General features: G+C 67.3%; 10 protein-coding genes. 1 reads left to right on the forward strand and 9 read right to left on the reverse strand.

Annotated elements, in window-relative coordinates:
• The 4 genes from ctaD to O1W71_RS04040 all read right to left on the reverse strand — a co-directional run bounded on the left by ctaD (position 1) and on the right by O1W71_RS04040 (position 4,637).
• Complete coding sequence (ctaD, locus tag O1W71_RS04025) at positions 1–1,767, reverse strand: aa3-type cytochrome oxidase subunit I (protein ID WP_112613988.1); 1,767 nt, start codon at positions 1,765–1,767, stop codon at positions 1–3.
• The gene (gene ctaC / locus O1W71_RS04030; protein ID WP_269266587.1) at positions 1,767–2,675 is read right to left on the reverse strand and encodes an aa3-type cytochrome oxidase subunit II; all 909 of its coding nucleotides are present in this window, start codon (positions 2,673–2,675) and stop codon (positions 1,767–1,769) included. The genes ctaD and ctaC overlap by 1 nt, the downstream gene beginning before the upstream one ends.
• 109 nt (positions 2,676–2,784) lie before the next feature.
• The gene (erpA, locus tag O1W71_RS04035) at positions 2,785–3,144 is read right to left on the reverse strand and encodes an iron-sulfur cluster insertion protein ErpA (RefSeq protein WP_023951519.1); all 360 of its coding nucleotides are present in this window, start codon (positions 3,142–3,144) and stop codon (positions 2,785–2,787) included.
• A 98-nt stretch (positions 3,145–3,242) separates the two neighbouring features.
• Positions 3,243–4,637 carry a dipeptidase gene (locus O1W71_RS04040; RefSeq protein ID WP_269266588.1) on the reverse strand — a complete coding sequence of 465 codons (1,395 nt, stop codon included), beginning with the start codon at positions 4,635–4,637 and terminating at the stop codon, positions 3,243–3,245.
• Between the two features lie 47 nt (positions 4,638–4,684).
• On the opposite strand from O1W71_RS04040, the gene O1W71_RS04045 reads away from it, so the two are divergent.
• Positions 4,685–5,254, forward strand: a complete 570-nt coding sequence (locus tag O1W71_RS04045) for a DUF3043 domain-containing protein (RefSeq protein ID WP_112613982.1) — start codon at positions 4,685–4,687, stop codon at positions 5,252–5,254.
• Here the strand turns inward: O1W71_RS04045 and O1W71_RS04050 are convergent.
• From O1W71_RS04050 to dnaE, 5 genes are read right to left on the reverse strand one after another with little or no spacing between them, the layout of a single operon-like run.
• Positions 5,229–6,272, reverse strand: coding sequence for a quinone-dependent dihydroorotate dehydrogenase (locus O1W71_RS04050; RefSeq protein ID WP_269266589.1), 1,044 nt, complete (start codon positions 6,270–6,272; stop codon positions 5,229–5,231). The two genes, O1W71_RS04045 and O1W71_RS04050, sit on opposite strands and share 26 nt — an antisense overlap.
• A gap of 11 nt (positions 6,273–6,283) precedes the next feature.
• Entirely contained in the window at positions 6,284–6,766 is a 483-nt protein-coding gene (gene nrdR / locus O1W71_RS04055; RefSeq protein ID WP_269266590.1) for a transcriptional regulator NrdR, read from the reverse strand.
• Positions 6,767–6,778: 12 nt separating this feature from the next.
• Positions 6,779–8,077, reverse strand: a complete 1,299-nt coding sequence (hisD, locus tag O1W71_RS04060) for a histidinol dehydrogenase (protein WP_269266591.1) — start codon at positions 8,075–8,077, stop codon at positions 6,779–6,781.
• A gap of 31 nt (positions 8,078–8,108) precedes the next feature.
• Positions 8,109–9,401, reverse strand: a complete 1,293-nt coding sequence (locus tag O1W71_RS04065) for a hypothetical protein (protein WP_269266592.1) — start codon at positions 9,399–9,401, stop codon at positions 8,109–8,111.
• Positions 9,402–9,450: 49 nt separating this feature from the next.
• A complete protein-coding gene (gene dnaE, locus O1W71_RS04070) occupies positions 9,451–12,969 on the reverse strand; it encodes a DNA polymerase III subunit alpha (protein ID WP_269266593.1) in 3,519 nt (1,172 codons plus the stop codon).
• Positions 12,970–13,005: the final 36 nt, after the last annotated feature.

The following is a 13,005-nucleotide window of genomic DNA, read 5'->3' on the forward strand; positions in this document are numbered from 1 at the left end:
TTACTTCACCTCTCCATCGGCGACATCCACAACCGGTGCATCGGGGGCGTCCTTCGCGGGGCCCACGCCGACCGGGATGGCGGCCTCGGGGTGGTTCAAGTCGAACGCCGGCCGCTCGCTGCGGATACGCGGGATCGACGTGAAGTTGTGTCGCGGCGGCGGGCAGCTCGTCGCCCACTCGAGCGACGCTCCGTAGCCCCACGGGTCGTTGACCGTGACCTTGGGGGCGGTGCGCGAGGTGATCCAGACGTTCAGGAAGAACGGGATCATCGAAGCGCCGAGGATGATCGCGCCGATGGTCGAGACCTGGTTCTGCCACGTCCAGCCGTCAGCCGCCGAGTAATCCGCGTAGCGACGCACCATTCCGTCGACACCCAGCCAGTGCTGGATGAGGAACGTCATGTGGAAGCCGATGAACAGCATCCAGAAGTGCACCATGCCGAGACGCTCGTTGAGCATGCGCCCGGTCCACTTCGGCCACCAGAAGTAGAAGCCCGCGAACATCGCGAACACGACGGTGCCGAACACGACGTAGTGGAAGTGAGCCACGACGAAGTACGAGTCGGAGAGGTGGAAGTCGAGCGGCGGCGACGCGAGGATGACGCCGGTGAGACCACCGAAGACGAACGAGACGAGGAAGCCGAGGGTGAAGACCATGGGCGTCTCGAACGTGACGGAGCCCCGCCACATCGTTCCGATCCAGTTGAAGATCTTCACACCGGTCGGAACCGCGATGAGCATCGTCATCAGCGCGAAGAACGGCAGGAGCACAGCACCCGTGACGTACATGTGGTGCGCCCACACCGCCACCGACAGGGCGGCGATCGCAATGGTGGCGTAGATCAGCGTCTTGTATCCGAAGATCGGCTTGCGGCTGAACACCGGGAGGATCTCGGAGACGATGCCGAAGAACGGCAGCGCGATGATGTAGACCTCGGGGTGGCCGAAGAACCAGAACAGGTGCTGCCACAGTAGGACTCCGCCATTGGCGGTGTCGTAGATGTGCGAGCCGAGGACACGGTCGGATGCCGCCGCGAAGATCGCAGCCGCCAGAACCGGGAACGCCATCAGGATCAGGATGCTCGTGACGAGGGTGTTCCACGAGAAGATCGACATGCGCCACATGGTGAGGCCGGGCGCGCGCATCGTGATGATCGTGGTGATGAAGTTCACCGCGCCGAGGATCGTGCCGAAACCGCTCATGCCCAGACCGAGCATCCAGAGGTTTCCTCCGGCTCCCGGCGAGAACGTCGCGTTCGCGAGCGGCTGGTACGCGAACCAGCCGAACGACGCGGCGCCCTGCGGGGTCAGGAAGCCCGAGATCGCGATGATCGAGCCGAAGAGGAACAGCCAGAAGGCGAAAGCGTTCAGACGCGGGAAGGCGACGTCGGGCGCGCCGAGCTGCAGCGGCAGGATCGCGTTCGCGAAGCCCGCGAACAGCGGCGTCGCGAACATCAGAAGCATGATCGTGCCGTGCATCGTGAAGAGCTGGTTGTACTGCTCCTTGGTCGGCACGATCTGCATGCCGGGCTCGAAGAGCTCAGCACGGATGATGAGTGCCATCACCCCGCCGAGAAGGAAGAACATCACCGAGGCGATGAGGTACATGTACCCGATCGTCTTGTGGTCGGTGGAGGTGATCCACTTGACGATGATGTTGCCCTTCTGCTCGACGCGCGATGCGCTGAGCAGGGCCGCCTGGCGCGGCGGCAGGGTCGTGGGGCGGCCTGCGGGCTGTTCGCCCTGAAGCGGAAGTGTCGTAGCCATCAGTGGCTTCCCTCACCGGAGTCGTCGGTGACCGCGCCCGTTCCCGGAGCGTTCTGGAGGCGGTCATATGCCGTGTTGATGTCGCCGGTCTGGCCGCTCTCGCGCAGGGACTCGAGGTACACCTCGTACTCCTGCTCGGACACGACCTTGACGTTGAACAGCATCATCGAGTGGTACTCGCCGCACAGCTCGGCGCACTTGCCGGCGTACGTTCCCTCGCGGGTGGGGACGAAGGACCACGAGTTGGTGTCGCGGTGCGGGTACATGTCTTTCTTGTAGAGGAAGTCGATGACCCAGAACGAGTGGATGACGTCGCGCGACTGGAGGTTGATCTTGACCTCCTTGTTGACCGGCAGAACGAGCGTCGGCAGCTCTGCCTGGTCGATGTCGCCGTTGGCGTCGGGCTGCGCCTGGACGCCCATCGTCCATACCGCATCGGAGTTGTCGGACTCGTCGCCGTTGTACTGGAAGTCCCACGCCCACTGCTTGCCGATCGCCGTGATCGAGACCTCGGGATCGTCGTACTGCGTCTCGAGGATCGACTGGTCGCGCGCCGTGAAGGCGAAGAACCCGATCACGAGGATGAGCGGCACGATCGTGTAGAAGATCTCGATCGGCATGTTGTAGCGCAGCTGGACCGGCAGACCCGTCTGACCGCGACGGCGGCGGTACGCGATCGCGGCGAAGGCCATGAGGCCCCACGTCAGCACGCCGACGGCCAGGAGCACGATCCAGGAGTTCACCCAGAGGCCCGACACCATCTCGGTGCGGTTCGTCGCCTGCGTACCGTCGTCGGTGAAGCCCGGGAGGTAGCCGTTCAGCTCCGTCGGTGTACAAGCTGCGAGGGAGACTGCCGTGACGATCCCGAGTGGGATCACGGCCCAGCGGAGGCGGCGTTTGAAGCGCACAGTGCACCTTTCCGGGACGAATGGTTCGACCTTCAGTCTAGGGCAAGCTTTCACCCTATTCAGGCCATCCATTCAGGATGTCGGAGACGGGGGATGTCGCGGGCGAGGCTCAGTGGAAGCTGTCGCCGCAGGCGCACGAGCCCGCCGCGTTGGGGTTGTCGATCGTGAAGCCCTGCTCCGAGATCGTGTCCTTAAAGTCGATCGTCGCGCCGTCGAGGTAGGGCACGGACATGTCGTCGACGATGACCTCGACGCCGTCGAAGTCGACGGCCTTGTCGCCGTCGAGGAACCGCTCGTCGAAGTAGAGCTGGTAGATCAGTCCGCTGCAGCCGCCGGGCTGGACGGCGACCCGAAGACGCAGGTCGTCGCGGTTCTCCTGCGAGAGGAGGCTCTTCACCTTGAGCGCCGCCTCATCGGTCAGCGAGACGCCGTGGGCACGGACGGTGTCGGACGTGGCGATGTCGGTCATGATTCTCCCGAGGTCTCGGGCCGCGAGACACGCGGCCGGTGCCACGATTCTACGCGTGAGCACCGGCCGCGGGTCGGTCCGAGACGACGTCGTGACCGTCAGCGCGAACTGGCGTCCAACCGCTCGAGCAGCAGCGCCTCGGACACGAGGGCGTGCCGGAAGGTGTCGAGGTGGAGCGACTCGTTCGGGCTGTGGGCGCGGGCGTGCGGGTCTTCGACACCGGTGACGAGGATCTGGGCCGCCGGGAACTCCCGCACGAGGTCCGCGATGAACGGGATGGACCCGCCCACACCGATGTCCACGGGATCGACCCCGTAGCCCTCAGCGAGGGCCGCGCGAGCGTGCGCGACGGCGTCTCCGCTGGTGTCGACGAGGAACGGATTCCCGGTCTCGATGTCGCGGAAGCTCAGTTGGGCCCCGAACGGTGCATGGGCGCGCAGGTGCGTCTCGATCGCTTGGTACGCCTCTTCGGCGGACTGTCCCGGAGCCACGCGGGCGGAGATCACCACGGAAACCTCGGGACTCAGCGTGTTCGATGCGTTGCGCACGCTGGGAGCGTCGATGCCCGTCACCGTGATGGAGGGCTTGTTCCAGATGCGCGAGAGGATCGTTCCCGATCCGATCGGCGAGACACCCGGCGGGAGACCGGCCTCGGAACGGAGCGTCTCCTCCGAGTACTCCGGCGTCTCCGCGTCACGCTCGGACAGTCCCTCCACGGCGACGCCGCCGTCGTCGTCCCAGAGCGTGGCGAGCAGCTTCACCGTCGCCAGCATCGCGTCCGGGACCGCTCCCCCGAACATCCCCGAGTGCGACGCGTGCTCGAGTGTGCGCACCGTCATCGTGAAGCGCGCGTTGCCCCGGAGCGAAACGGTGAGCGCAGGCGTGGTCGCATCCCAGTTGCCGGAGTCGGCCACGACGATCACGTCAGCACGCAGGGCGTCGGCGTTGTCGGACAGGAATGCCGCGAAGGACGCCGACCCGGCTTCCTCCTCACCCTCGATGAAGAGGTTGACGCCGAGGTCGAAGTCTTCGCCGGCCGCCTCGACGAGAGCACGCAGGGCGCCGATGTGTGCCATGACCCCGGCCTTGTCATCGGCTGCGCCGCGACCGTACAGGCGACCATCACGGACGGTGGGCTCGAAGGGAGCGGAGTCCCACAGTGCCTCGTCGCCGACCGGCTGCACATCATGGTGCGCGTACAGGAGGATCGTCGGCCGGCCATTGCGCGCAGCGCGAGTCGCCAACACCGCCGGCATCCCCTCCTCACCCGTCTCCGGAATGGTCGCCGTCGCCACCTCGACGCGATCGAAGATGCCGAGCCCGCGCGCCAGATCGGCGACGGCCGCGGCGCTGCGCTCCACTTCAGCCCGGTCGAATCCGGGGAATGCGACCGAAGGGATCCGCACGAGCGCACCGAGATCGGCGAGGGCAGCGGGGACGGCGGAGAGGGCGGCGTCGCGCACAGCGACGGACCGAGGAGATTCGGAGGTCATGCGGGTAATCTTAAGAGGCACGTTCGTCGCAGAACCCGAGGATCCCCGTGGCCAAAACTCCCGCTGCCCCTGCTCCGGACGACGCCGCTCAGGCGTCGACGGGCTCCGGCAAGAACCGTCCCACCCCCAGCCGCGCCGCCCAGGAGGCGGCCCGCAAGCGCCCTCTGGTGCCGGACACCAAAGAAGCGAAGGCGCGCGCTCGCGCAGAGCTCGCCGAGCGCCGCGACAAAGCGCGTATCGGTATGGCCAACGGCGACGAGCGCTATCTGCCGATGCGCGACAAGGGACCGCAGCGTCGTTTCGTCCGCGACTACATCGACGCCGGATGGCACCTCGGCGAACTCGTCATGGGCGCGATGGTGCTCGTCATCATCGTGACGTTCCTCGGCTCGAACGCGGTGACCTTCTACGCGTTCATCGCCCTGTGGTCGTTCATCCTGCTCGTGATCGGCGACATGGTCATCACCAGCATCCGCGTGAAGAAGGCCGTTCGAGCGAAGTTCGGCGCAGAACGCATGGAGAAGGGCCTCGGCTGGTACGGCGCGATGCGCTCGATCCAGATGCGCTTCATGCGTCTGCCGAAGCCTCAGGTCAAGCGCGGCCAGCGCCCCGTCTGAGTTCGACCAGACCACGGTTGATCTGCCGTGCCCACAGGGGGCCGCGGTAGACGAACGCGGTGTACCCCTGAACCAGATCGGCGCCCGCGGCCAGCCGCTCCTGGACGTCCACCGCGGTCTCCACTCCCCCGGCTGCGATGACGCAGAAATCATCGGGGACGGCCGACCGCACCACGCGCAGCACCTCGAGCGCGCGACGGCGAAGCGGCGCGCCCGAGAGTCCGCCGGCGCCGATCTGCTCGATAGTCGCCTCGTCCGTCAGCAGGCCGTCGCGAGAGATCGTGGTGTTCGTGGCGATGAGGCCGGCCAGGCCGGCGTCGACGGCCATCCGCGCGATGGCGGTGACCTCGTCATCCGCGAGGTCGGGCGCGATCTTCACCAGCAGGGGCGTCGCGCCGGCCGCATCCCGCACGGCCTCGAGCAGCGGGCGGAGCGTCTCGACCGCCTGCAGTCCGCGGAGCCCGGGTGTGTTGGGCGACGAGACGTTGACGACCAGATAGTCGGCCTCGGGGGCGACCAGACGCGTGCTCGTGACGTAGTCGGCGGTAGCCTGCTCGACGTCGACGACGCGGCTCTTGCCGATGTTCGCTCCGACGATGGCATGGTTCCGGCCGCGACGCAGACGCCGGAGGCGGGATGCCGCGGCCGCCGCGCCGCGGTTGTTGAAGCCCATGCGGTTGATGAGCGCACGATCCGGAATCAACCGGAACAGCCGAGGCCGGGGATTGCCTTCCTGCGGCACAGCCGTCACGGTACCGATCTCGACGTGCCCGAAGCCGAGGGCGCCGAGCCCGCGCACCATGACCGCGTTCTTGTCGAACCCTGCCGCCACACCGAACGGCGAGTCGAAGACGAGTCCCAGCGCCTCGGTCCGAAGCGACGCGTCCGGACGGGTCAGCGCACGGGCGGTGGTCGAAAAGGGCGGGACGCCGAGCAGACGGATGACCGGGACCACCAGGTGGTGCGCCGTCTCCGGCTCCATGCGCGAGAAGACGGTACGGAAGATGAACGGATACATCGCCGTCCAGCCTAGAGCGCGCCCGACCCCTCCGATGTCCGTGCCGCGATGTGATCGGCACGCAGCTGTTCGATCGCTGCTTCGAAATCTTCGAGCGTGTCGAACGCCTGATACACACTCGCGAATCGCAGATAGGCGATCTCGTCGAGATTGCGCAGCGGTCCGAGGATCGCGAGGCCGATCTCGTTCGTATCGATCTGCGACGAACCGGTCTGGCGCACGGCCTCTTCGACCGCCTGCGCCAGTACGGCGAGGTCGGCCTCGGTGACCGGTCTGCCCTGACACGCCTTGCGGACGCCCGACATCACCTTCTCGCGGCTGAACGGCTCGATGACTCCCGAGCGCTTGATGACGTTGAGGCTCGCCGTCTCGATCGTCGAGAAACGGCCGCCGCACTTCGGGCACTGGCGCCTGCGACGGATGCTGAGGCCGTCATCGCTCGTGCGGGAGTCGATGACGCGGGAATCGGGATTGCGGCAGAAAGGGCAATGCATGACGAGCCCAGATTACGCGTCGAACCGCGCCGAGACCGCTTCGCCGTGCGCGGGAAGCTGTTCCGAGTCGGATAGAGCCAGGATGCCGTCGTGCACCGCGCGCAGCGCCTCACGGTCATAGGTGATCACCTGCTGCGATCGCAGGAAGGTCGCGGCACCGAGACCGGCGGCGTAGCGCGCCTGTCCCCCGGTCGGGAGCACGTGGTTGCTGCCGGCGAGATAGTCGCCGAGGCTCACCGGGGTGTGCGAACCGACGAAGACGGCCCCCGCGTTCACGTACTCGTCAGGACGCGGATCGCGCAGGTGCAGTTCGAGGTGCTCGGGCGCGTAGGCGTTCGAGAACGCGGCCGCAGCCGGGATGTCGTCGACGAGGACGATCGCGGACTGGGGACCGTCCAGGGCGATCGCGACGCGGTCCGCGTGACGTGTACCGGCCGCACGGACTGAGACCCGCTCCGCCACCGCGGCGGCGAGATCGGCGGAGTCCGTGACGAGGACGGCGGCTGCCTGCTCGTCGTGCTCGGCCTGGCTGACAAGGTCAGCAGCCACGAGATCGGCGTCGGCGTCAGCGTCGGCGACGATCAGGATCTCGGTGGCGCCGGCCTCGGAGTCGGTGCCGACGACGCCCGCGACGACGCGCTTCGCGAGGGCGACGAAGTTGTTGCCCGGCCCGGAGATGACATCGACGGGATCGAGCGCGAGAGAGTCGACGCCGTACGCGAACGCGCCGATCGCGCCGGCTCCGCCCATCGCGTAGACCTCCGAGATACCGAGGAGACGTGCCGCCGCGAGGATCACCGGGTGAATACGCCCGCCGTGGTCGCGCTGCGGAGGCGAAGCCAGCGCCACCGTCTCGACACCGGCGACCTGCGCCGGCACGACGTTCATCACGACACTGGAGGGATACACCGCTTTACCGCCGGGGACGTAGACCCCGACGCGCCGGACGGGTCGCCAGCGCTGCTCGACGCGGGCACCCGGGCCGAGCTCGGTGACCCGGTCGGGCGGGACCTGAGCGGCCGACGCCAACCGCACGCGGCGGATGGATTCCTCGATCGCAGTTCTCACGGCCGGGGAGATACCCTCCAGTGCCTCATCGAGGTGTTCAGCGGGAACTCGTACCGCGTGATCTTCGACCCCGTCGAAGCGAGCCGCCTGCTCACGGAGCGAAACCTCTCCGCGAGCGGCGACATCATGCACGATCTCAGCTGCCGTAGCCAGGGCAAGCCCGCGGGCGGCTTCGGCCCGCGGAACGGCGGCGAGCAACTCGGCGGGCGTCAGACGACGGCCGCGAAGGTCGATAGTGCGCATCGTTCCAGGCTAGCGCGCGCCCGCGGCGGACTCAGCCGCGCGTGACATCGCTGGTCTCGTGGAGATATCCGACGCGGCCGTCCTCGTGGCGGACCACGAAGACCTCGCCGCGATCCTCGATGACGAGGGCCCATGCCGTCGGCCCGATCCGGAAGAGCGGCGCACCCATCTCGTCGAGGACATCGCGCTCATCCGGGGCGAGCGCCCAGAACGCCTGGGGCGCGGCAACGGGCTCTATGACCGTCGTCGCGCCGGTGTCGAACGGCTCCGCAGCGTCGGCCGGTGCCGACTCGGGCGCGCCAGAGGATGCCGGAGCCTCCGCGGGGACGGCGTAGCCGGCCGGAGCGGCGTAGCCGGTGTAGGCGGGGGTGCCGGCGCCTGCTGCGTGCGGAGCGCTGTGCGCCGATGCGGTGTGCGACGGGCCGGTGTGCGGGGCCGGGCGGGCGGATGCCGGCCGGGCGACGACCGGACGCGTCGCCCGCGCCACCCGGTGCGCCGGCGATTCGGGCCGGTGCGCGAAATCGTCGCCGAGAACGGGAAGGTGGGGCGCGACGACGGTGAGCACGACCCCCGCCAGAGCCAGGATCACCTCGACCCACACGACCCAGCTCGCGAGGAACACGCCGGACTGGGCGAGGCCCGCGAACGAGCTCCAGATGATCCCGAGCCACACGGTGGCGGAGACCGAGAAGGCGACCGACGCGAACTGATCGATGCCGAGGGAGCCGACACGGCGGATGCCCTGCGGCGAGAAGCGGCGCAGCAGCACCAGGAAGACCGCGACCGTGGGCACGCCGATCGTCAGGATCCAGTCGATCCCCGCGCCCCACACCGACACCCCGGCACCGAAGCGGCCGTACACGGGGAAGAACGAGCAGATGAACGCGACAGCCCAGACGCCGGCGAGTGCGACCTCGCGGATCGAGAGCGGACCCACGCCGTACTGCGGCGGCACCTCCCCCGACGAGCCCACGGCGGACTGCGCGCCGCGCTCGTCCGAGCCGGGAAGGACCGAGGTCTGCCCGGACACGGCGGACGCGGCAGAGGTGTCTTCGGATGACGCCGGCATCTCCGCCGCGTCGTCGACCGGGGCGTGCTCGGCGGACGCGTGCTCAGCGGGCTCCTCGATCACGACGGGCTCGACCGCGGACTCGTCGATCACGACCGCTGCATCCGCCGCGGGCGCGAATGCGTCCGAGGCCGCGTCGGTCTGCGCACCGTCGAAGCCGTCGGTGGCTGTGGTCTCGTGTGCCGACTCGGCAATGCCGGGCGCTGCGTCCTCGGGACGGCCGTCGTCGGAGTGGATGTTCTTCTCGTCGGTCACGATGTTCCCTTCGTCGCGGCGGTTGCGCTGCGGTGGAATCCTACCCGGCTCAACCCAGACACTGAGGTCCCAGAAGTCCCTTGAGCTCACCGTAGAGATCGGGCGTGACGCGTACCGGATGCGGCACCTCGAACACCTTCGCCGTACCCGCCCTGTGGAGCTTCAGCGACACCTCGGTCTCACCGCTGTGACGACGCAGGACGGCCGCCAGCTCGCCGATCGTCGACTCCGTCGCACGCTGCTCCGGAAGCAGCAGCACGAGCGGCCCGGCGGCATCGAATGAACCGAGGTCGGGAGAGAACGCGGATTGGCCGTGCAGGTTCAGTCCGTCGTCGCGTCGCGACACCCGCCCTCGGACGACGAGGATCGAGTCGGCCACGAGCATGCTCTGGAACTCCGTATACGTCTTCCCCATGAACATCACGGTCACTTCACCATCGAAGTCCTCGACGGTGATCATGCCGTAGGGGTTGCCGCTCTGCTTGGCGACGCGGTGCTGCACGCTCGTGACGAGCCCGGCGACGGTGACCTGATCGCCGTCCTGGACGTCATCCGACGCCAGCAGGTCGTGGATCGAGGTGGAGGCGTGCTTGGCCAGCGGGATCTCCAGCCCGGCGAGCGGATGGTCGGACACGTAGAGTCCGAGCATCTCGCGCTCGAAGGCCAGCTTGTCCTTCTTCGTCCATTCGGGCCGCTCGGGCACCTTCGCCGGCATGACTTCCTCGGCCTCGTCGTACAGGCTGTCGAAATCGAATCCGATCGCACCGGTCGCGGCCTTGCGCTTCGCGTCGACCGCGGCTTCGACCGCGTCCTCGTGGATCTCCATCAGGGCGCGGCGGGTCGAGCCCAGTGAGTCGAAAGCGCCGGCCTTGATGAGGGACTCGACGGTCCGCTTGTTCGCGACGTGGAGCGGGACCTTGGTGAGGAAGTCGTGGAAGCTGACGTAGTTGTCGTCGGCCCGCGACGCGATGATGCCGTCGACGACGTTGGCACCGACGTTCCGCACCGCGCCCAGACCGAATCGGATGTCCTCGCCGACGGCGGCGAAGTATCGGATCGACTCGCCGACGTCGGGGGGCAGCACCCTGATGCCCATGCGGCGGCACTCGTTGAGGTACACCGCCATCTTGTCCTTCGAATCGCCGACGCTCGTGAGGAGTGCGGCCATGTACTCGGCGGGGTAGTGCGCCTTGAGGTAGGCCGTCCAGTACGAGACCAGGCCGTACGCAGCGGAGTGCGCCTTGTTGAACGCGTAGTCGGAGAACGGGAGCAGGATGTCCCAGAGCGCTTTGATAGCGCCCTCGCCGAAGCCGCGTTCCTTCATACCGCCCGAGAAGCCCTCGTACTGCTTATCGAGTTCGGACTTCTTCTTCTTGCCCATCGCCCGTCGGAGGATGTCGGCCTGGCCGAGCGAGAAGCCGGCGACCTTCTGCGCGATCGCCATGACCTGCTCCTGATAGATGATCAGGCCGTAGGTCGTGTCGAGGATGTCGCGCAGCGGCTCTTCGAGCTCGGGGTGGATCGGCGTGATCGGCTGCAGGCCGTTCTTGCGCAGTGCGTAGTTCGTGTGCGAGTTCGCGCCCATGGGGCCCGGCCGGTACAGCGCGATGACAGCCGAGATGTCCTCGAAGTTGTCGGGCTTCATCAGGCGGAGCAGCGATCGCATCGGTCCGCCGTCGAGCTGGAACACCCCGAGCGTGTCGCCGCGGGTGAGCAGGTCGTAGGCCGGGCGGTCGTCGAGCGCGAGATGCTCGAGGTCGAGCTCCTCGCCCCGGTTCATGCGGATGTTATCGAGCGCATCCGAGATGATCGTGAGGTTGCGCAGCCCCAGGAAGTCCATCTTGATGAGACCGAGCGTCTCGCACGACGGGTAGTCGAACTGCGTGACGATCTGACCGTCCTGCTCGCGGCGCATGATGGGGATGATGTCGAGCAGCGGCTCGGATGACATGATGACGCCGGCCGCGTGCACGCCCCACTGCCGCTTCAGGCCTTCGAGCCCGAGGGCGCGGTCGAACACGGTCTTAGCCTCGGGATCGGTGTCGATCAAGGCGCGGAACTCGCTGGCTTCCTTGAACCGCGGGTGCTCCTTGTTGTACATGCCGTCCAGCGGCATGTCCTTGCCCATCACCGCCGGCGGCATCGCCTTGGTGAGCTTCTCGCCCATGCTGAAGGGGAACCCCAGCACGCGGCCGGCATCCTTCAGTGCCTGCTTCGACTTGATCGTGCCGTAGGTGACGATCTGCGCGACGCGCTCGGAGCCGTACTTCTCGGTCACGTACTCGATGACCTCGCCGCGGCGACGGTCGTCGAAGTCGACATCGAAGTCGGGCATGCTGACACGATCGGGGTTGAGGAACCGCTCGAAGATGAGACCGTGCTCGAGAGGGTCGAGGTCGGTGATGCGCATCGCGTAGGCCACCATCGATCCGGCGCCCGAGCCACGCCCGGGACCGACGCGGATGCCGTTGTCCTTCGCCCAGTTGATGAAGTCGGCGACGACGAGGAAGTAGCCCGGGAAGCCCATCTGGAGGATGATGCCCGTCTCGTACTCGGCCTGCTTGCGCACCTTGTCGGGGATGCCGCCGGGGTACCGGTAATGGAGCCCCGCCTCGACCTCCTTCACGAGCCAGCTGTCTTCGGTCTCGCCATCGGGTACAGGGAACCGCGGCATGTAGTTGGCCGAGGTGTTGAACTCGACCTCGCAGCGCTCGGCGATCAGCAGCGTGTTGTCGCACGCCTCGGGGTGGTCGCGGAACAGCTGCCGCATCTCCTGGGCCGTCTTGATGTAGTAGCCGTCGCCGTCGAACTTGAAGCGGTTCGGATCGTCGAGCGTCGAGCCTGACTGCACGCAGAGGAGCGCCGCGTGCGCGTCGGCCTCGTGCTGATGCGTGTAGTGCGAGTCGTTGGTCGCGACGAGCGGGATGTCGAGGTCTTTCGCCAGGCGCAGCAAGTCGGTCATCACCCGGCGCTCGATCGACAGGCCGTGATCCATGATCTCGGCGAAGTAGTTCTCCTTGCCGAAGATGTCCTGGAATTCGGCGGCCGCGGCGCGAGCGGCGTCGTACTGACCGAGGCGGAGCCGCGTCTGCACCTCCCCCGAGGGGCAGCCCGTCGTCGCGATGAGCCCCTTGCCGTAGGTCTGCAGCAGCTCGCGGTCCATGCGCGGTTTGAAGTAGTAGCCTTCCATGCTCGACAGGGAGCTCAGCCGGAAGAGGTTGTGCATGCCCTCGGTGCTCTGGCTCCACATCGTCATGTGGGTGTACGCGCCGGAACCCGACACGTCGTCGCTCTTCTGCTCGGGCGATCCCCACGCAACGCGCGACTTGTCGCTGCGGTGCGTTCCCGGCGTCACGTAGGCCTCGAGCCCGATGATCGGCTTGACCCCGGCCGCCTTGGCGGCACGGTAGAACTCGAAAGCGGCGAACGTGTTGCCGTGGTCGGTCACCGCGATCGCGGGCATGCCGTAATCAGCCGCCGCCTGAGTCATGGCCGCGATCTTGGCTGCACCGTCGAGCATCGAGTACTCGCTGTGCACGTGCAGATGAACGAAGGAGTCGGATGCCACCAGACGAGTCTACGTTCGGGCTCGGACACCGGTCCT

Source organism: Microbacterium sp. H37-C3 (assembly GCF_027157935.1).
GTDB lineage: Bacteria > Actinomycetota > Actinomycetes > Actinomycetales > Microbacteriaceae > Microbacterium > Microbacterium plantarum.

Excerpts from the sequence above, each read along its gene's own strand:
- O1W71_RS04050 (WP_269266589.1), bottom strand. The coding sequence starts at position 6,272 with ATGTATCCGTTCATCTTCCGTACCGTCTTCTCGCGCATGGAGCCGGAG.
- nrdR (WP_269266590.1), bottom strand. The coding sequence starts at position 6,766 with ATGCATTGCCCTTTCTGCCGCAATCCCGATTCCCGCGTCATCGACTCC.
- erpA (WP_023951519.1), bottom strand. The coding sequence starts at position 3,144 with ATGACCGACATCGCCACGTCCGACACCGTCCGTGCCCACGGCGTCTCG.
- ctaD (WP_112613988.1), bottom strand. The coding sequence starts at position 1,767 with ATGGCTACGACACTTCCGCTTCAGGGCGAACAGCCCGCAGGCCGCCCC.
- hisD (WP_269266591.1), bottom strand. The coding sequence starts at position 8,077 with ATGCGCACTATCGACCTTCGCGGCCGTCGTCTGACGCCCGCCGAGTTG.
- O1W71_RS04040 (WP_269266588.1), bottom strand. The coding sequence starts at position 4,637 with ATGACCTCCGAATCTCCTCGGTCCGTCGCTGTGCGCGACGCCGCCCTC.